Source organism: Cytobacillus purgationiresistens (assembly GCF_030813235.1).
Taxonomy (GTDB): Bacteria; Bacillota; Bacilli; order Bacillales; family Cytobacillaceae; genus Cytobacillus; species Cytobacillus purgationiresistens.
Genome location: NZ_JAUSUB010000044.1, coordinates 1 through 19864, shown reverse-complemented (window position 1 = coordinate 19864; position 19864 = coordinate 1). Strand labels below are relative to the sequence as shown.

Genomic DNA, 19864 nt, shown 5'->3' with positions numbered 1-19864 from the left:
TCAACAGGTTTTTATCTGTGTTGAAAAAAATATGTCAGAATGTTTATTTATATAAATATGTATGAAAGTTATGCCAATAGAAACAAAATAATCATAGAACTGATAATCTAATTTTTAGTTGTAAAAGAACGAATACATAACATAAAAGGGTGTGGGGGCTGCTTTGGACAGTATAAAAAGGTATATGCAATTTGTGAAGCCATATCGCCTGCAAATAATTATTACGATATTAATAGGGATTATCAAGTTTGCCATCCCGTTATTAATTCCATTACTAATAAAGTTTGTGATTGATGATATTGTTGGAAATGACAGTTTAGCTCAAGCTGATAAAATTTCAAATCTGTTAACGATAATGGGCATTATGATTGTCGTATTTGTTATCGCTAGACCACCAATTGAATATTATCGGCAGTATTTTGCTCAATGGGTGGCAAGTAAAATTCTTTATGATATACGTGATAAGCTTTTTACTCATATTCAAAAGCTCAGTTTCAAATTCTATTCTAATAACAGGTCAGGAGAGGTTATCTCCAGAGTAATTAATGACGTAGAGCAGACAAAGACATTTGTAGTTACCGGCTTGATGAATTTATGGCTCGATATTGCCACGATCATTATTGCTGTTGCCATCATGTTTACGATGGATATAAAACTTACGCTCGTGTCGTTAATTCTCTTTCCTTTCTATGCTTTTTCAGTTAAGTATTTTTTCGGGAACTTAAGAAAATTAACAAGAGCAAGGTCCCAGGCACTTGCTGAAGTACAGGGCTACCTTCATGAAAGAGTTCAAGGGATGGCTGTAATAAAAAGCTTCGCAACCGAGGATTATGAACAGAAGAATTTCGATAAACAAAATAATAATTTCCTGAACAAAGCGATTGATCATACAAAATGGAATGCCAAAGCATTTGCAGTCGTAAATACAATCACTGATATTTCTCCATTACTCGTTATTGGGTTTGCAGGATATCAAGTAATTCAAGGAGAAATTACCTTGGGTGTGATGATGGCATTTGTTGCTTATATAGATCGCTTATACAACCCTTTAAGAAGACTTGTCAATTCATCGACAACGCTGACGCAGTCCATCGCTTCAATGGACAGGGTATTTGAACTCGTCGATGAAAAATATGATATAGATGATGCACCAAATGCAGTTGAATGCAAAAATGTCGCAGGGCATATTGAATTCAATAACGTGCAATTTTCTTATAATGAAAAAGATGGACAAGTTCTTAAAAATATTCATTTAGATGTGCAGCAAGGGGAAACGATTGCGCTTGTAGGAATGAGTGGAGGCGGAAAATCCTCTTTGGTGGGATTAATACCGCGATTCTATGATATTACAGGAGGAAACATTCTGCTTGATGGCAAGGATATCCGTTCCTTTAAGGTAAGAAGCTTAAGGGATAACATCGGAATGGTTTTGCAAGATAATATCCTTTTTAGTGAATCAGTTAAAGTGAATATCCTTCTCGGCAAGCCGGAAGCAACCGATGAAGAGGTTATTCGAGCAGCAAAAGCTGCCAATGCGCATGAATTCATCATGAATCTCACTGATGGTTATGATACAAAAGTCGGCGAACGCGGAGTGAAGCTTTCTGGTGGTCAAAAACAGAGAATTGCTATTGCGAGAATCTTTTTGAAAAATCCACCAATCCTTATTTTGGATGAAGCCACCTCCGCACTAGACTTGGAAAGCGAGCATTTAATCCAAGGGGCGCTTGAAGAGCTAGCAAAAGATCGAACAACATTTATTGTAGCCCATCGTTTATCAACGATAACCCATGCCGATCGAATCGTTCTCATAGAGCATGGTGAAATAATCGAATCAGGTAGCCATGACCAGCTGATGAAAAAACAAGGTAACTACCATAAATTATTTCAAGTTCAACAACTCGAACAATAAAGGAAGAAGCTATAGCCGGTGCTATAGCTTTTCTTTTTTTTGGAGGTAAAATAAGCTTGCAAATCTGCAATCACTTCTAATATGATTATATGCCCCGTCAATTCTCCGAAAGGATAGATGAAAAGGACACCTAATCGTGACCCTTGATCATGCGCCAGCTAGATCGGCGTAAAGGCTTAACTGCCATGCAACAGCAATATTACCTCAATCTCGAAAAAGGTTTTGAGGGAGAGCGATTTTTTAAGGAATACCTCCAATCCATAACAAATGAAGTCATCATACTCCAGGATCTCCTTCTTGAATTAAACCAAACTACTTTTCAACTTGATTTACTTTGTATCATGCAACAGAAACTCTATCTCTTTGAAGTGAAAATTTATGAAGATAACTATTTTATCGACAAGGATATATGGTATACATTAGCCGGCAAAGAAATCAAGAATGCCCTGAATCAATTAAAGAGGAGTGAATCATTGCTCCGCCAACTACGATCTACCCTCAATAAAAATACTTTCATTGATTGACTCTTATCTCATTTTTATCAATCAAGTGCTCGATTTCCATCTAATCATTAACCAGAAGAAGAGTTAGGTGCCCAAAAAGGTTCGAAGCTCATCTAATCAGAAATCCAAAGAAAAAGTCAGGTGCCCAATCAGGTTTAATCCCCAACTAATAGGTAATCAGACAAGACGTTAGATGCATAAACTTGATATTCCCATCCAATTACAAACAAAAGCAGAATTCATCCCCAAAATCAGTTGGAATTAAGGTTCTACTCTTATTTAAAAAACTCCTAAATCGTCGAATCTTCTTGGGTATATGGCTTAACAAGGCAATAAATCCAAAAGGAAGAAATTGAAAGAACTCCCACGTAATACTCTTTTATTTAAAAAAATGTCTTTTTTAACAGTAAAATAACATAAAATCCAATATTTACAGAATAATATATATTTTTCGACATTTCTGAAAAATTAATAGACTTCTGTATCTTTTTTATATAAAATAATAAAAATGGTATAAAGGATTAAATTGGAAAATAAGAACCAGAAAGGAGTAAAAATGTGATGCAAGCTCCTGTACTAGATGTGAAGAAACTTAAGACATCTTTTTTTTCTGATGATGGCGAAATACCTGCAGTGGATGATATAAGCTTTTCTGTCAAAAAAGGAGAAATACTTGGAATTGTAGGGGAGTCAGGTTGTGGGAAAAGTGTCACGTCTTTGTCCATCATGAAACTTGTGCCCCAGCCTCCTGGGAAAATAGTAAGTGGTGAAATTCTATTAAATGGTGAAAATCTTGTCCCTGTATCTGAAAGAAGAATGAGGCAAATTCGAGGAAATGAAATTGCGATGATTTTTCAGGAGCCGATGACTTCTTTAAACCCTCTATTTAAAATTGGAGAGCAATTAATAGAGGCAATTAAAATACATAAAAAAGGAAATAAAAAAGAATTTGAGAAACAAGCAGTTGATATGCTTAAGCTTGTCGGCTTGCCAAGAGCAGAGGGGATTATGAATGAGTATCCTCACCAGCTATCTGGCGGAATGAGACAAAGAGTGATGATTGCTATGGCGCTATCTTGTGGTCCAAAGCTGCTTATTGCAGATGAGCCAACAACTGCGCTGGATGTAACAATTCAAGCTCAAATTCTAGCATTGATGAAAAGCTTGAATGAAAAGCTTGATACATCGATTGTGATGATTACACATGACTTAGGTGTTGTGGCAGATATATGCCAGCGGGTGATAGTCATGTATGCAGGCAAAGTGGTGGAGGAAGCCTCAGTTTTAGATATTTTTAAAAATCCAAAACATCCTTATACTATGGGCTTACTCCAATCAGTTCCAGATATTCGCAATAAGCAAGACAGGCTTTATTCTATACCAGGAAATGTACCAAAGCCCGGCTCCATCACAACAGGGTGTCGATTTGCAGCAAGATGCGAATTTGTACATGATCGCTGTCTTGCTGATGATCCGCCTTTATACGCAGTTGAAGAAGCTGGCCATCATACGGTTCGGTGCTTTCTTCATGACACTGGAGGTAATGGCCATCATGACTGAAGTATTGTTGGAAGTAGAAAAACTAAAAAAATATTTTCCAATAACTGGTGGTGTTCTTGGGAAGAAAACTGGCGATGTGAAAGCGGTAGACGACATTAGTTTCTTTGTTAATAAAGGGGAAACACTCGGTTTAGTAGGTGAATCCGGATGTGGGAAGTCAACAACTGGAAGGATGCTAATGAGATTGATTGAGCCGACAGAGGGAAAGGTCGTTTTTGACGGTAAAGAGCTGACGTCCTTAAGCGAGTCAGACATGAGGAAAATCAGGAAGGATGTACAAATGGTATTTCAGGATCCCTTTGCTTCCTTGAACCCTCGTCATACCGTGGAAAAAATATTAGAAGAACCGCTCATTGTACATGGTATTGGCAACAAGCAGGAGAGAAGAAGAAAAGTGCGGGAGATGCTGGAGGTAGTGGGCCTTAGCAGCTACCATGCAAAGCGTTACCCTCATCAATTTAGCGGTGGGCAGCGCCAGCGTATTGGTATTGCGCGTGCGTTAATGACGAAACCCAAATTGATCATTGCGGATGAGCCGGTGTCCGCACTCGATGTTTCAATTCAGTCCCAAGTATTGAACTTGCTTGAGGATTTACAGAATGAATTTGGACTAACTTATATATTTATTGCGCATGATTTAGGGGTCGTTAAGCATATTAGTGACAGAGTAGGAGTTATGTATCTTGGAAGATTAGTAGAAATCACTACATCCTCCCAATTATATGAAAAACCGCTTCACCCGTATACTCAAGCTTTGCTAGGTGCTGTTCCAATCCCTGATCCAACAGTAAAAGTTAATCGGGAAATCCTAACAGGCGATTTGCCAAGTCCTGCAAATCCACCAAAAGGATGTGCGTTTCACACTAGGTGCAAAGCATGTATGGAAATCTGCCAAACAGATAGACCAGTATTGGAAGAAATTGAACCTGGTCATTATGCAGCATGCCATTTATATAAAAAATAAAATATTTGGCATGTTGTTTCAATGATAAATGACATGAAATATTGCGGATAAGTAGTATGCCGCAAAGAGACAAGGGGGATAAAAATGAAGAAAAGAAATGGTTGGTTATTGCTGATTGTTGGCTTCATTTTGTCATTGGTATTAGTTGGATGTAATAGCTCATCAACAGGAGGAGAATCAGAGCCTGAAGGTAAGAAGGATCCGGGAACTGAAGAAAAAGGTTCTGGCGGGACGCTTGTGTTTGGACGAGGTGGAGATTCTACTTCTCTTGATCCAGCTGCAACAACTGAAGGAGAAGCATTTAAAGTTACAAAGAATCTTTTTGAAACACTAGTAAACTTTGGGGAACAGGATACGGAAATTGAAGCAGGTCTGGCGACTGAGTGGGAACCGAGTGAAGACGGGTTAACACACACACTTAAACTGCGTGAAGGTGTCAAGTTTCATGATGGAACAGACTTTAATGCAGAGGCAGTTGTCTTCAATTTAGAGCGTTGGAAGGCAGGAAATAAAGAACAATTTTACTATTATAATTCACAGTTTGGCGACAAAATCGATAGTGTGAAAGCTGTTGACGATTACACAGTAGAATTTAAATTAAATACACCAATTGCGCCATTTTACAAGAATCTTGCCATGTCTCCATTTGGGATCGCAAGCCCGGCAGCCATTGAAAAATTCGGTGATAAATTCATGGAAAACCCAGTAGGTACGGGACCATTCGTATTTAAGGAATGGAAGCGAAACGATCGCATTACGATTGAAAAATATGCAGATTACTGGCAAGAGGGATTACCAAAATTAGATTCAGTTATTTTCCGCTCAATTCCTGAAAACTCTGCGAGACTTAATGCATTAGCTTCAGGAGAAGTTGACTTGATTGACGGGGTAAACTTTAGTGATGTTCCGCAAATCGAGGGTAATGCCGATTTACAAGTATTTGAAAGACCAACACTAAACGTTGCTTATTTAGGATTAACAAATACACGTGGACCGATTGAAGAGAAGCTTGTCCGTCAAGCGCTTAACTATGCTGTAGATAAAAAATCGCTCATTGATGCGTTCTATGCGGGTGCTGCTGATCCAGCCATCAACCCAATGCCACCAGTTGTAGCGGGTTACAACGAAGAAATTGAAGATTATCCTTATGATCCGGAAAAGGCGAAGGAGCTATTAAAAGAAGCAGGCTATGAAGATGGATTTGAAATGGAATTATGGGCAATGCCTGTACCACGTCCATATATGCCTGATGGCCAAAAAGTTGCCGAAGCAATTCAATCAAACTTTGAAGCGATCGGTGTGAAAGCAAAGATTGTCACTTATGAGTGGGGAACATATTTAGAAAAAGCAAATAATGGTGAAGCAGATTCCTTCTTGCTGGGTTGGACTGGTGATAATGGAGATGCTGATAACTTCTTGTATGTACTTTTAGATGAAGATTCAATCGGATCTAATAACTACACTTATTACAAAAATAGCAAAGTCCATGAATTATTAACTAAAGCACAAGCAAGTCCAAATCAAGAAGAACGTGAAAAGCTTTATAAAGAGGCACAGGTTATTATTAAAGATGATGCGCCGTGGATACCGCTTGTTCACTCAAGACCAATCTTAGCTGGCAGCGCTGGTATTGAAAACTTTAAACCACATCCAACTGGATCTGATCTTCTTTCTAATATTGAACTAAAATAATGCTTTCGAAGGGGAGTTCTTGTAACTCCCTTTTCTAATATTTTTAGAATTTAAGACAACCTTTTAGAGGTGAGAAGATGCTTGCATATACAATCAGACGTATTTTGTCTTTAATACCAGTGTTATTAGGATTATCATTAATCGTTTTTTTCATGATTAGAGCAATTCCGGGCGATCCAGCACAAATTATTCTGGGGCAATTAGCAACGAAAGAAGCTGTGGCCGAATTAACTAAACAACTGGGGCTTGATCAACCATGGTTCGTTCAATACTTTACATATTTAGGCGGGTTATTTACAGGAGATCTAGGTGAATCAATTAAAACGAAATCAGCCATTAGTGAAGAGATATGGCCGTATTTGGCAGCTACTTTAGAGCTATCATTTTGTGCAATCGCCATTGCAATATTTGTTGGGGTAAATGCAGGTATTATTAGCGCATGGTATCAAAACTCTTGGTTCGATTATATCGCTATGGTTTTAGCATTAATCGGAGTGTCCATGCCGATCTTCTGGCTGGGACTTATGGAACAATGGGTATTTGCAATCAATTTGGATTGGCTGCCTACTTCGGGAAGAGAAGAGGTACGGAATCCGATTTCTTCAATCACCAATATTTATATGATTGATACTCTGATTCAAGGAAGATTCGATCAGCTGTGGGATGTAATTAAGCATCTCATATTGCCATCAGTAGCATTAGCTACCATTCCCATGGCAATTATCGCAAGGATCACAAGATCTTCTATGCTTGAAGTTATGAGATCTGACTACATTCGGACCGCCCGTGCAAAAGGTTTAAGAATGTTTTGGGTTGTTTATAAGCACTCTTTAAAAAATGCGATTATACCCGTACTGACTGTCATTGGATTACAAACAGGGCTCTTACTTGGCGGTGCAATACTAACTGAAACTGTTTTTAGCTGGCCAGGAATGGGCCGTTATATCGTTGATGCGATCAGTGCCCGCGATTACCCTGTTATTCAGTCAGGTATTTTAGTCATAGCTTTCATATTCGTCATGATTAATTTAATCGTAGATTTGCTTTATGCAGCCATTGATCCTCGAATTAAATATAACTAGAGAGGGGGAGAGGTATTGGAATTATCTATGAATAAAAACCCTCAGAAACCCATTGTGCCAGAAGAAGATAAGGCAGTTTCTCCCTGGCTTGAAGCATGGCGAAGCTTTCGAAAAAACAAACTAGCAATCATTGGGACGAGCATTGTATTATTTTTTATCATAATGGCCATTTTCGCCCCTCTCATTGCACCTTCGGGTATTAATGATCAAGCATTGGACAAGCGGTTATTGTCTCCTTCCAGCGAACATTGGTTTGGGACAGATGACTTTGGAAGGGATATATTCTCCAGGGTAATTTTCGGAGCGAGGATCTCTTTATGGGTTGGATTTCTTGCTGTTATGGGTTCATTAGTAGTCGGCAGTTTGTTAGGTATTCTTGCCGGCTATTATGGAAAATGGGTAGATACCATCATATCAAGAGTATTTGATATTATGCTGGCTTTTCCAAGTATTTTATTGGCTATTGCGATCGTTGCTGTTTTAGGTCCATCATTGAGAAATGCCTTGATAGCAATTGCGGTTATCAATATACCAAACTTTGGCCGTTTAATACGTTCTCGTGTATTGAGTGTGAAACAAGAGGAATATATTGTTGCCGCAAGGGCGGTAGGAATGAAAAATAGCCGCATATTATTCAGACATGTTTTGCCAAACAGTATGGCTCCTATTATAGTTCAAGGTACATTAGCCATTGCGACTGCGATTATTGAAGCTGCGGCTTTGAGTTTCCTGGGCTTGGGGGCTGAAGCGCCAAACCCAGAGTGGGGGAAGATGCTATCTGATGCGAGGCCTTTATTAACGCAGGCGCCTTGGACGATGTTTTTCCCTGGTATTGCCATCATGTTAACAGTGTTAGGCTTTAACTTAATGGGTGATGGTTTAAGAGACGCACTGGATCCAAGAATGAAAAACTAAAAGCAGCTGATTTCTCAGCTGCCTTTTACTGTTCTGTATGATTCTCTTCAATTGTAACTTGATTTTCATTTTTATGATATGTTTGGAAACTTGAAATTAATAGATTAAGGTGCTCGACCTGCTCATTATAATCCATCATTGCTGAGACGATATGCATCGTATGCGCTAGGAAGACCTGATCCTTTTCAGCTACAAGATGCTGTTGATCCAAGAACAATGTGAACAGTTCTTTACGGCTTAATGTGATGTCACCCTCTTCAAAGGTGACATTGGCCCGAACCTTGCCGATGAATTTTAATACAGCATGTTCGTGATAATGAGTAATGATATCTAACTGCTGCTGTAACATATGTTGAAAGTCTTCAGGCATTTCAACAAGATCATTTTCATATCTATGCATTTTTTTCAATGTGTCCAATGCTCTCTTATTTGTAGAGATCATTTGGCGATAAATCACTAGCTTCCTTGACTTTGTTAAAGCCTTTTTCTTGAAATAATTTCGTTCTTCTTTATATAAGGAGTATAATGATTCAAGCTTTCTCGTCGTTTCCTGCATCTTCTCAATATCATTCTTAAGCAAGGTATGTTCTGATGCATGCCTAATATTTAGTCTTATCCACTTCGTTATTTCTTCTGTCACATTCATTATTTTAAAGAATAGCTTTTTTTCATACTTTGGTGGAATGAATACAAGATTAACAATAAAGGCAGAGAAAATACCCAGCATGACGGTAGAAAATCGAATGATGGCAAATTCTATAAAGGTATCACCAGGAGTAACCATGATGGCGACCATTGTCACGAGCGATAAGCCTATCGTATTCTCCAGTTTGAGTTTTAAGTTAATCGTAATGACAATAATTGCTGCAAGACCGATAATTAAAGTGTCATGTCCAAATAATAATACAAATGTAACTGCGATAATTGCACCAATCAAATTTCCCTGAATTTGCTCAATTACTGATAAATAAGTTCTGTAAATTGTAGGCTGCAAGGCAAAAATTGCGGCAATACCTGCAAATACAGGTGCAGGAAGCTGAAATAGCTCTGCAAGTAAAAGTGATAAGATAATTGCGATTCCCGTTTTTAATATGCGGGCGCCAAGCTTCATGTGATATATGTTCCTTTCTACCGGCTGTGAAAGAAGCCAGCATTTAATCGTTTATGGAAAAAATGTATATAGGTATACTTTAAACGATTTTCCTCTTTATTAAACAAGTATGTACTATACAGGGATATGATAATAAGTTCAATAGAAAAACATTAATAAAGGAGAAAAATAACAAAAAAGAAATAAATGATAAAAAAAGCACCCGCTTATATGAATCATGCTCCCCATTATTGTCTGGTGTTTAATGGGAGGCAGTTCATGTGAAGCGGGCGCTTTTCATTTTATGTTGAGATTATTCAGTTGATACAGATGGATCAGCTTGTTCTTTAACTGGTACGACTTGCAGGAAGTGATCATCTAAGTGATCTATTAATTTTAAAAGTTGAGAAGCTTCTTCATGTTGTTCTTGATTTTGCAGCATTAAAATATATTTTCCGAGAAGTTCTTGGATATCTTCTTTACCTTTGTCTGATAGGGAAGTTACAGATACTTTTGCACCCTTTGCAATTCTTCTCTCGATCGCTTCTTTCGTTAGTCCCATTTCAGGCTGATGTCTTAAATATACAACGCCGCCAGTCATTCCGGCACAAATCCATGGTCCTGGATCACCTAAAACTAGGCCTCTTCCGTTAGTCATATATTCAAATGCAAAACCTTTAATGTTTGAATTTGTACCGATTCTCCCATACTCTTTTGGCGGAAGTGGCTTTTTAAGCAGACCGCCAATAATCATGTCAGCACCGGATAAACGGATGCCAGCTCTTGCATCTGCATTTCCTTGGGCTACTAAAAGGCCTTCTTGAGCACCGTAGCCAAAACCTTTTCCCACAGATCCGTTATAATACTTGCCATCTTTTCCTTTGGATTTGAAGATAAGAATTTGACCGCCAAAGGAAGTTTTTCCAATGCCGTCCTGTGCTCCACCAGCTACCTCAATATTAATTCCGAAGCTGTTGTAAGCTCCCAGACCATTGCCTGGAATCGATCCGCCCTTGTATTTTAAATCTATTTGCGGCAATGCTTTATAAGATCCATCTAATCGTCCTCTTACACGGTGGCAGGATACACGGCTGCCAAGCACACGCTGTTCAGATGTTACATTTTGGAAATCGCGTGATTGATGGAGTTCAGCGACACTTTGATCTAAATATTCAGCTCCAACTGCTACCTGAAGCTGTGCTTCACTTAGCTCTTTTGGTTTTTCATAGCTTGTAAGCTGGCTGATATCTAAAGTCTTTAATAAATAAGTTAAATCGAGTTGCTCTGTTCCTTTCACTTGCTCTAATAGATCAGAACGGCCCACAGCCTCTTGTAAGCGATCAATGCCGATCGAGGCAGATAGCGCTTGTAATTCTTGACCAAAAGCAGAGAAGAGGTTCATAAGTCCTTGAACAGCTGAATCCATTTGGCGTGGTACGAATCTTCTTAATCCATGCTCTTTTGCTTGAGCTTCTGAATCGATTTGAGTAGCGATACCAACATGGCAAGTATCTAAGTGACAGCCGCGGCATGCAGTACAGCCAATTGCAAGCATGGAAAGCGTGCCAAAGCCAACTCGGTTTGCTCCTAATAACATAACTTTTAAAACATCAGACACACTTTTAAGTCCGCCATCTGCCCAAAGCTCAACATGTTCTCTTAGTCCAGCCTCCAATAAAGCATTATGAGCCGCCTTTACGCCGATTTCAACTGGAAGCCCTACATGCTGAAGTGCATGAATTCTGGCTGCTCCAGTACCTCCGTCGAATCCGCTAAGCGTAATAATATCTGCACCTGCTTTAGCAATGCCAACCGCAATAGTTCCGATATTTGGAACTATGGGAACTTTAACAGAAACCTTTGCTTTATCATTAGCCGTCTTTAATTCATGAATCATCTGTGCTAAATCTTCAATGGAGTAAATATCATGATTATTTGATGGTGAAATTAAATCGGAACCAATTGTTGCATTTCTAGCTTCTGCTATCTTTGCAGTAACTTTTGAGCCAGGTAAATGTCCGCCTTCACCAGGTTTTGCTCCTTGACCAATCTTGATTTCCAATAGATTGGAGGAGTTTAGCAGTTCGGCGTTAACCCCGAAACGGCCGGAGGCCACTTGTTGACCGCGAGTTCTTGGATATTTGCCGAGCATATCTTTAATTTCTCCGCCTTCACCATTAAGGCTGACCATATTTAAACGATTGGCACCTTCAGCATAAGCTCTAAAAGCAATCTCGTTTTGAGAGCCGAATGACATAGATGAAATGACAAACGGTAAACTATGATCACCGACACTGATGTCGACATTCTCGGGCTGAACCTTTGATTCAACAGCTTTAAAGCTTGTTAAATGGCGGATAGTAGTTGGGTTCTGTTCTTCTTGTTCAGATATTTTCTCTTTATATGCGCTGTAATCCCCTGTTGAAGCAACATCGCCAATAGCTTTCCATATCCTTGGGAATAGGTGGAATGTTTTACCTATTCTAGACTTTTCATCTTCATAATCCTGAGCCCTTGCAATGGCATCTTCTTTTAACGTTTCTAAGTTAAAGGCAAGTTCTTTAGATCCAAAGAAATTAACAATATTTAAATAGTCAGCTATTTCTTCATTCATTCCGATAGTGGAAAACAAACGGCCATAGCCCCGCAGTTCATGAATGCCAATCGTTGAAATTACTTTTTCCAATCCTTTTGTTAACGCTGAATATAGGTTAATTAATGGTGTAGTTTCCTCATCGAGAACTGTAATAAACATATAATAAGGACTGATTAAGTCTGCCCCTAAACCAAAAGCTGTAATGATATCATGCAATGATCTAATTGAAGCCGATCTTAGCAGCAAGGAGCATTCACGTCTTAGCGTTGCTTTAACAAGCGCCTGATCAATCGCTGACAAAGCAAGATGCGGGTCAATCCAGTAAGCATCCTCTTGATGAGCATTTGCATCATCCAATACCAATAATGATTTGCCATCTTTAACTGCATCAATCGCTTCTTGGGAAATTCGGTCAAGTGCTTCTTTCACAGACTCTTCTTTATTAAAGGTAATCGATATATATGTTAATAGTTTTTCAGTTTGATAGAAATCAGTTACTTGATCATAGCTAGGCTGGTGCAGCTCTTTACCACAGTCATAGCCGGTCTTGCCTTCCATTAAAATCGGCGTTTGCAGCTCTAATACTTTGGTTTGCTCTTCTTTATTAAAGAGAGAAGGGCGCTTCCCTATAATCGTCCGAGTAGAGAAATGTTCTGTCTCTCTGTCACGGTCAATTGCCGGGTTTGTGACAACTGCAACGCTTTCTTTAATGAAATCAGCTATATTTCTTCTTTCACGGTTCAAAGCAGCCAGTGGAGCATCATGACCAAGGGATCTGATCGGCTCTGCTCCTTTATCTGCCATCTGTTCTACTAAGTTAACATGATCTCTTTCCCAGCCAAATGCTTTATATTGACCATTGTGAATTTTATTAGGGTAGGTCACTGTTGTAACTTTAGGCAGCTTTGGCGGCTTGAGACGTGATCTGAATTGAGCTGGTTCTACTCGCTCGGTAAATCTCTTATAGACTTCTTCCTGATATTCAGTATGATCATACATTTCAAGTTTGTTTTCATTCCATTTAAATCCAATTTTTTCACCTGGTGAAAGCGGTTTTGGTTCATTAACATACTCGCTTGAAGAGATGATTCCCGGTTCGGAAGAAAATAAATAGGATTTTTCTGTTTCAAGCATCCAGAGAGGACGCAGTCCAAGTGCATCGACACTGAATACCGCTTCGTCACCGAAACGTGAAATGATTCCGGCTGGACCTTGAGCAAAGTGCCCCCATGATTCGCGGATATAAGTATATAAATCTTGCAAATGCGCAGGGTATGCCTTTATTTCATTTACTATTGGCGGAAACATTACATCCATTGCTTCAAATAGGGAGTAACTGTCACGACAAATAAATGTTTCAATCGTTCTGCTTAAGTCTTGTGAATCACTGCCGCCTTTAACGAGTGGCACATCGATCATTCTTGCTTCATCACGAAGTTTGGCAATTGTGTTAATCTCGCCGTTATGTCCTAGGACACTAAATGGCTGCACACGAAAAAAGTTTGATAGTGTATTGGTAGAATAACGGTTATGTCCAAGTGTCATAGTAGATGCAACGAGAGGATCTGCAAGATCATGATAATACTTCGGGAGAATATCTCCTGCACCCATAACTTTATAAACAGCGTGGTGCTGACTTAAAGAGGCAATATGAACATGATCATTCTTTTCAAAGTCTACAATCATCTTTAAGATGGTTTTATTCAATTCGAGCTCGTTTAGTTCAGTTTTGCAAGCAAATTGCCAAAATACGGGGTTTTCTTGAATTGCAATCGGTCCAAGTGCAGATGATTCTGTTATTTCATCAGATTCAAATAGAATCGTAAATTGGTTGTCTTCAAGTTTTTGCATTAATTCCTTCTTGGAGCCTTCAGATTCATTATTACGGGTGAAAAACACGTGCCCGACAACAAACTGATTGGTTTCGACCACTTTAGGATCGATATTTACATTTTCAAGTTTCCTCTTCCAAAGTGCACGAGGAATATCAACATGAATTCCTACACCGTCACCTTCACCATTAAGAAAACCTGCACGATGGTTCATTGTAACCAGTGCATCAATACAATTAAAAATGTTTTCTCTAGTGGGAATGTTTTCTTTTTCTAATGAAGAAACAATACCGCACGCGTCGTGTTCCTGTTTATTAAATTCTTTAAATAGGGAAGGGGTCCATTGTTGATTCATAGTTTTCGGCTTCATTAGGCTTTGCCTTCAAGCCGTTCACCTCCTGTTTTAGTCTATGAATTAGAGGATGTTTAAAGGGAATGTACATTCTTTTTAAACATGCTTGTTAGAAAAGATGGTTTGTTATTTTTTGTTTCGTAAGTTAAAGCGGTAAAGCGTGATAGTGATGAAGATATACAGAATATTTTTATTATCATATCATATGAATTTTCAGAAATCAATTATTTATACATAAGCGTGGATAGAGAAGTATGAGTGGTTTGAATGAAAATGTATAAACAAACTCTTTGTTGTAAACGTTTTCATATTTGAGAGTAAAGGAAAAAGAGAGCTTTGAGGCTCCCTTTGTTGTATAAAAAAATGAATATTTATTTATTATTTAGCTGTTCAAATGCATTATTCACTGCTTTTATGGTTGCCAGGATATCTTCATCTACATGGGCGATCGTTACAAACCATGCTTCATATTTTGAAGGAGCTAGGTTGACCCCTTGCTCAAGCATCAGGTTAAAGAACTTTGCGAACATTTCTCCATCTGTGTTCTCAGCCTGTTCATAGTTTTCCACCTTCTCATCTGTGAAGTAAACAGTCAAGGCTCCTTTTAATCTATTAATGGAGATGGATATGTCATATTTTTTTGCCGCTTCTGTGATGCCTACTTCAAGCATTGCTCCAAGACGATCAAGATGTTCGTATACCCCTTTTTGTTTTAACACTTCCAGACAGGCGATGCCGGCAAGAATGGATGCTGGGTTACCTGCCATTGTTCCAGCTTGATAAGCAGGTCCTAAGGGTGCTACTTGTTCCATAATTTCTTTCTTTCCGCCGTAAGCTCCAATTGGTAAACCTCCACCGATGATTTTTCCCATGGCTGTTAAATCAGGAGTGATTCCAAGTAAATCCTGCGCTCCGCCGTAATGAAATCTAAATGCAGTGATTACTTCGTCGTATATTACTAAAGCTCCAGCATTATGGGTGACTTCGTTGACCGCTTCTAAAAATCCAGGGTTGGGTTCAACAATACCAAAGTTCCCAACAATCGGTTCTACAAGGACTGCAGCAATTTCATCTCCCCATTTATCCATTGCTTCCTTAAATGGTTCAATATCATTAAATGGAACAGTAATTACCTCTTTGGCAATACTTTTTGGAACGCCGGCAGAGTCGGGTGTTCCTAATGTAGACGGGCCTGAGCCTGCTGCAACCAAAACTAAATCTGAATGACCGTGGTAGCAGCCAGCAAATTTAATGATTTTGTCTCTTCCGGTAAAAGCGCGTGCAACACGAATTGTCGTCATGACTGCTTCGGTTCCTGAGTTGACAAACCGGACTTGGTCAAGACCTGGCATAGATTCTTTCAGCATTTCAGCAAATTTCACTTCATGTGGTGTAGGTGTTCCATATAATACCCCACGCTCAGCTGCTGTTTTAATTGCCTCAGTGATATGAGGGTGGGCATGACCTGTAATGATTGGCCCATATGCAGCTAAGTAATCGATATATTGGTTTCCATCGACATCCCAGAAATAAGCACCTTGCGCTCTTTCCATTGCGATTGGAGAACCTCCGCCAACAGCTTTGAATGACCTTGAAGGGCTATTTACCCCACCTACAATATGTTTGAGTGCTTCTTTATGTAATCGTTCAGAATTCGAGATATTCATCATTGAACCTCCTAATTAAAATAGTGTCACCATGATATATTAACATGCATCCATTCATGGATGACAAAATACGTAATTTCACAAAATTTAGATAGTGCTTAAGACAAGCCGTCATACTCTCTGAAAGAATTGCGTATAAATGTATTGATAATGGGATGAGATGAGGTTTTCGAATGGTGTTTTATTTGTCTTTAATATTAGTCACTCTTTGCATCTTTATGAGTATGCAGAGTCTGTTAACGCCAAAGAGAACGAAGGGCCGCTGGGTTTCGCTTGATAACTTCCTGTATTTAATTTGTCTTTATGCTACTATCCTAATAGGCTTTGGACTTATATATATAATTTTAGATCTTAATGGTCATGTAGTCTTAATTGATGAGACGAGCTTTGGGGGGAATAATTTCCTCGATCGGTTAGCATCTGGATTTTATTTTAGTGCTGTAACGTTGTTTTCTTTAGGGTACGGCGATATCACGCCCATTGGAATCGGGCGAATGATAGCTGTAGCTGAAGCGTTAATTGGCTATGTCATACCAACAGCTTTTGTAGCTAGGGTTGTGTTTAATATTGAAAATAAGAAAGAAGTGTAATAGTTGTCTTTCATTCAGAAGTTGGATAGGCTATTGGATAAACCAATCTATTTGACAGGAGTGTATAAAATGACAACAAATATCGGAGAATTGGCACCAAAATTCTCATTAGAAGCAAGTAATGGTGAGACAGTGAAATTATCAGATTATCGCGGGAAAAATGTAGTTCTCTACTTTTATCCAAAAGATATGACACCTGGCTGTACTACACAAGCATGTGACTTCAGAGATCGGCATAACGAATTTGAAGAACTGAATGCGGTTATATTAGGGGTAAGCCCTGATCCTTTAAAACGTCATGATAAATTCATCGAAAAACATGGATTACCTTTTATTCTTCTTGCTGACGAGGAACATGAGGCAGCTGAAGCTTATGCTGTATGGAAATTGAAAAAGAACTTTGGCAAGGAGTATATGGGCATAGAGCGCTCAACTTTTATCATTGATAAAAATGGGCAGTTGGTTAAAGAATGGAGAAAAGTGAAAGTGAAAGATCATGTTGAAGAAGCATTAACATATATTAAGAGTAATTTAGCTTAAATAAAGGCCTATTTTTCACAACTCGAGGCTTTTGTCCATGCATAAAGAGAGATATTGAATATCATTTTATTAGGGCATACCTCCTCAAATAATAATTGAAGCGGATCATTATCTGATCCGTTTTTTTTATAGGGTCAGTGGCATATCTTAGACGAATGATATTTCATTGCTAGCATATAAACTAAAGAGGGATTAAATTTTTTAAGGCCTATTTATGTCATGCTGTCATATTGACAAAGTTGATTAATTATTAGTAAACTAATTATAAATATTACAATATAAGAATAAATAGAAGAGAGGTGCATGACGGTGGCGCAGATACAACTTAAAGAAGCATTAGATTCATTAAAGGATACTGGGGTTCGCATTACTCCGCAGCGTCATGCGATACTCGAATATTTAATAAACTCCATGACACACCCTACTGCAGATGATATATATAAAGCGTTAGAGGGGAAATTCCCTAATATGAGTGTGGCTACAGTTTACAATAATTTAAGAGTATTTCGTGAAGTTGGGCTAGTAAAAGAGTTAACATATGGGGATTCTTCAAGTAGATTTGATTTTGTTACAACACACCATTATCACGTGATTTGTGAAAGCTGTGACAAAATAGTTGATTTCCATTATCCTGGATTGGATGAGGTTGAACAGCTTGCAGCGCATGTTACTGGCTTTAAAGTCAGTCATCATCGCATGGAGATTTATGGAACATGCCCGGAATGTACGAATAAAGGAACACATTGATTCAGTAAAAGACCAAAGCTGAAGAGGTAAAATATCAGCTTTTTTTATTTTGCTGAAATATGTGAAGTTGCCTTAATTTAAAAGACCCACGAAATGGTACTCATTTTCGTGGGTCTTTATTTAGGTGTGTGAATAGGTTAAGTGGTTCTCATTGATCTATATTTTTACTTTTTCGATTGTATTTCTGATCAAACTCTTTCCCCTCTAACGAAGGATCTAATGTAAGAGGTTCGTTACAGTACATACACATATCTACTCTGCCGAGAACCTTTGTGGTTTTTTCGCAATTTGGGCAAACAACCTGTACCGTTTTTGTTGAGAGCATGCCAATCCAAAAGTATATGCCTGTACTTGCGATAATACAAACTACACCTAAAAGCATAAAGAATGTCATTATAAGTGGAGAAGTCCTAAAAAAGATTCCTATGTACATTATGATGAATCCAATAAAGATTAAGCTTAACGCAAATGTGCGTATCTTATTGATCTTGCTTGAATATTTTGCCATTTATTTCCCTCCTAAACAATATCTATATCATAACACTTAAGGTGCCAAAAATCATATAATCATTAATGTCGAAAAATGTCTATAAAATAGCAGGATTTCTCTTTATATCGTCGAAGTTATAACTAATTTACTGTAAATGGAGGAATAATGATGGAAGATATTCTCCGTCCTATATATCAAGAACGGGCTAGTCAGGCTAATACACAAGGTGTATTGATTATTGGAAAAAGTGAGAGAGCACTGCCAGCAACAGATACATTTGATGCAGTACTTCTTATTATAGTAGAAGAAGCAAATGAACCTATCTTTGTGAAACACTATACATACGAAAATAAAAAGGCTGCATTACATGTTGTAACGAAAGAGCAAATAGATGAGTGGCTGTTAATGGGTTCAAATAAAAAAATCTTCGAATGGTTATACAATGGGAAGATTCTGTTTGACAGAAATGAGTATATTCAAAATCTAAAAATAGAGCTTCAAGAATTCCCATCCCAAGAGCGTTCAATAAAGATGGGTTTGGAATTTGCGAAATTAATTCGCAGATATTCGGATGGTAAAACCCTTTTCGAGAATCAAAATTACTTTGATGCTTATAATCATGTTGTACATTCTCTTCATCATCTAGCTAGATTAACAATCATTGAAAATGGTTTCCATCCGGAGGTTACCGTTTGGAATCAAGTAAGACAGATGGAACCTGAAATCATGAAATTATATGAGGAATTGGTACAGAGTAATGAACCGCTAGAAAAAAGGCTGGAGCTTTTATTTTTAGCGAGTGAATTCCTAATCCACTCCAGAACAAAGGTTGGGATTACTCATCTGCTGGATGTTTTATCTGAGAAAGAAAAATGGACAATCCAAGAAATCATCCAGCATGATGAATTGCGATTTTATTCCGTAGATTTGAGTATACTGTTGGAGTATCTTATTGATAAGTATTTTATAGAAATAATGAATATAGAAACAAAAGGAAAAGGGATAGAACATCGATACTATAAAGTCATAAAAAAATTATAGTAATAAATTAAAAAATGTATTGACCAACTATAAAAAACTTGGTATATTAATATCCGTCGCTAATAAATGTTTTAAAAACATTTTTTTAGACGACGGACTGGTAATGAAAAAGTGTTGACGAAATTGTTGATGCGTGTTACATTAATAAAGTCGCTTCTGAAGCGAACGAGATTGATCTTTGAAAACTGAACGAACAAAAAACGTCAACGTTAATTCAAAAAAGCTGATTTATCAGCATCGCACTTTTAGTGCAAAAACGAGCTAATCAAACAACACTTTATTGGAGAGTTT

General features: G+C 38.1%; 15 protein-coding genes. 11 read left to right on the top strand and 4 right to left on the bottom strand.

Annotated elements, in window-relative coordinates; genetic code table 11:
- The first annotated feature begins 163 nt into the window (after nucleotides 1-163).
- The 7 genes from J2S17_RS26715 to nikC all read left to right on the top strand — a co-directional run bounded on the left by J2S17_RS26715 (nucleotide 164) and on the right by nikC (nucleotide 8628).
- Entirely contained in the window at nucleotides 164-1912 is a 1749-nt protein-coding gene (locus J2S17_RS26715; RefSeq protein ID WP_307479937.1) for an ABC transporter ATP-binding protein, read from the top strand.
- A gap of 149 nt (nucleotides 1913-2061) precedes the next feature.
- The gene (locus J2S17_RS26710) at nucleotides 2062-2436 is read left to right on the top strand and encodes a nuclease-related domain-containing protein (RefSeq protein ID WP_307479931.1); all 375 of its coding nucleotides are present in this window, start codon (nucleotides 2062-2064) and stop codon (nucleotides 2434-2436) included.
- Nucleotides 2437-2973: 537 nt separating this feature from the next.
- Nucleotides 2974-3975, top strand: a complete 1002-nt coding sequence (locus J2S17_RS26705) for an ABC transporter ATP-binding protein (RefSeq protein WP_307479928.1) — start codon at nucleotides 2974-2976, stop codon at nucleotides 3973-3975.
- Nucleotides 3968-4939, top strand: coding sequence for an ABC transporter ATP-binding protein (locus tag J2S17_RS26700; protein WP_307479993.1), 972 nt, complete (start codon nucleotides 3968-3970; stop codon nucleotides 4937-4939). Before J2S17_RS26705 ends, J2S17_RS26700 begins: the two co-directional genes overlap by 8 nt.
- A gap of 84 nt (nucleotides 4940-5023) precedes the next feature.
- Nucleotides 5024-6631 carry an ABC transporter substrate-binding protein gene (locus J2S17_RS26695; protein ID WP_307479925.1) on the top strand — a complete coding sequence of 536 codons (1608 nt, stop codon included), beginning with the start codon at nucleotides 5024-5026 and terminating at the stop codon, nucleotides 6629-6631.
- 77 nt (nucleotides 6632-6708) lie between these two features.
- Complete coding sequence (locus tag J2S17_RS26690) at nucleotides 6709-7713, top strand: ABC transporter permease (RefSeq protein ID WP_307479922.1); 1005 nt, start codon at nucleotides 6709-6711, stop codon at nucleotides 7711-7713.
- A 27-nt stretch (nucleotides 7714-7740) separates the two neighbouring features.
- Nucleotides 7741-8628 (top strand): nickel transporter permease, encoded by an 888-nt coding sequence (nikC, locus tag J2S17_RS26685; protein WP_307479990.1) that lies wholly within the window; start codon nucleotides 7741-7743, stop codon nucleotides 8626-8628.
- A gap of 25 nt (nucleotides 8629-8653) precedes the next feature.
- On the opposite strand, the gene J2S17_RS26680 is transcribed toward nikC, so the two are convergent.
- From J2S17_RS26680 to J2S17_RS26670, 3 genes are all read right to left on the bottom strand, one after another.
- Nucleotides 8654-9739 (bottom strand): FUSC family protein, encoded by a 1086-nt coding sequence (locus J2S17_RS26680; RefSeq protein ID WP_307479919.1) that lies wholly within the window; start codon nucleotides 9737-9739, stop codon nucleotides 8654-8656.
- Between the two features lie 292 nt (nucleotides 9740-10031).
- The gene (locus tag J2S17_RS26675) at nucleotides 10032-14501 is read right to left on the bottom strand and encodes a glutamate synthase-related protein (protein ID WP_307479987.1); all 4470 of its coding nucleotides are present in this window, start codon (nucleotides 14499-14501) and stop codon (nucleotides 10032-10034) included.
- A 368-nt stretch (nucleotides 14502-14869) separates the two neighbouring features.
- The gene (locus tag J2S17_RS26670) at nucleotides 14870-16165 is read right to left on the bottom strand and encodes a glutamate-1-semialdehyde 2,1-aminomutase (RefSeq protein WP_307479917.1); all 1296 of its coding nucleotides are present in this window, start codon (nucleotides 16163-16165) and stop codon (nucleotides 14870-14872) included.
- Between the two features lie 218 nt (nucleotides 16166-16383).
- Between J2S17_RS26670 and J2S17_RS26665 the strand changes: the two genes are divergently transcribed.
- From J2S17_RS26665 to perR, 3 genes are all read left to right on the top strand, one after another.
- Entirely contained in the window at nucleotides 16384-16755 is a 372-nt protein-coding gene (locus J2S17_RS26665) for a potassium channel family protein (protein WP_307479915.1), read from the top strand.
- 69 nt (nucleotides 16756-16824) lie between these two features.
- Nucleotides 16825-17295, top strand: a complete 471-nt coding sequence (bcp, locus tag J2S17_RS26660; RefSeq protein WP_307479912.1) for a thioredoxin-dependent thiol peroxidase — start codon at nucleotides 16825-16827, stop codon at nucleotides 17293-17295.
- 309 nt (nucleotides 17296-17604) lie between these two features.
- Nucleotides 17605-18042 (top strand): peroxide-responsive transcriptional repressor PerR, encoded by a 438-nt coding sequence (perR, locus tag J2S17_RS26655; protein ID WP_307479909.1) that lies wholly within the window; start codon nucleotides 17605-17607, stop codon nucleotides 18040-18042.
- 148 nt (nucleotides 18043-18190) lie between these two features.
- On the opposite strand, the gene J2S17_RS26650 is transcribed toward perR, so the two are convergent.
- The gene (locus J2S17_RS26650) at nucleotides 18191-18550 is read right to left on the bottom strand and encodes a YgzB family protein (RefSeq protein WP_307479906.1); all 360 of its coding nucleotides are present in this window, start codon (nucleotides 18548-18550) and stop codon (nucleotides 18191-18193) included.
- Nucleotides 18551-18700: 150 nt separating this feature from the next.
- Between J2S17_RS26650 and J2S17_RS26645 the strand changes: the two genes are divergently transcribed.
- On the top strand, nucleotides 18701-19573 hold the full coding sequence (locus tag J2S17_RS26645; RefSeq protein WP_307479903.1) for a nucleotidyltransferase-like protein: 873 nt from the start codon (nucleotides 18701-18703) through the stop codon (nucleotides 19571-19573).
- Nucleotides 19574-19864: the final 291 nt, after the last annotated feature.

Bases quoted from the DNA above. Each gene is read 5' to 3' on its own strand.
- J2S17_RS26710 (WP_307479931.1), top strand. From the start codon at position 2,062: ATGCGCCAGCTAGATCGGCGTAAAGGCTTAACTGCCATGCAACAGCAA.
- J2S17_RS26700 (WP_307479993.1), top strand. From the start codon at position 3,968: ATGACTGAAGTATTGTTGGAAGTAGAAAAACTAAAAAAATATTTTCCA.
- J2S17_RS26695 (WP_307479925.1), top strand. From the start codon at position 5,024: ATGAAGAAAAGAAATGGTTGGTTATTGCTGATTGTTGGCTTCATTTTG.
- J2S17_RS26690 (WP_307479922.1), top strand. From the start codon at position 6,709: ATGCTTGCATATACAATCAGACGTATTTTGTCTTTAATACCAGTGTTA.
- nikC (WP_307479990.1), top strand. From the start codon at position 7,741: ATGAATAAAAACCCTCAGAAACCCATTGTGCCAGAAGAAGATAAGGCA.
- J2S17_RS26680 (WP_307479919.1), bottom strand. From the start codon at position 9,739: ATGAAGCTTGGCGCCCGCATATTAAAAACGGGAATCGCAATTATCTTA.
- J2S17_RS26675 (WP_307479987.1), bottom strand. From the start codon at position 14,501: ATGAATCAACAATGGACCCCTTCCCTATTTAAAGAATTTAATAAACAG.
- J2S17_RS26670 (WP_307479917.1), bottom strand. From the start codon at position 16,165: ATGAATATCTCGAATTCTGAACGATTACATAAAGAAGCACTCAAACAT.
- J2S17_RS26665 (WP_307479915.1), top strand. From the start codon at position 16,384: ATGAGTATGCAGAGTCTGTTAACGCCAAAGAGAACGAAGGGCCGCTGG.
- bcp (WP_307479912.1), top strand. From the start codon at position 16,825: ATGACAACAAATATCGGAGAATTGGCACCAAAATTCTCATTAGAAGCA.
- J2S17_RS26650 (WP_307479906.1), bottom strand. From the start codon at position 18,550: ATGGCAAAATATTCAAGCAAGATCAATAAGATACGCACATTTGCGTTA.
- J2S17_RS26645 (WP_307479903.1), top strand. From the start codon at position 18,701: ATGGAAGATATTCTCCGTCCTATATATCAAGAACGGGCTAGTCAGGCT.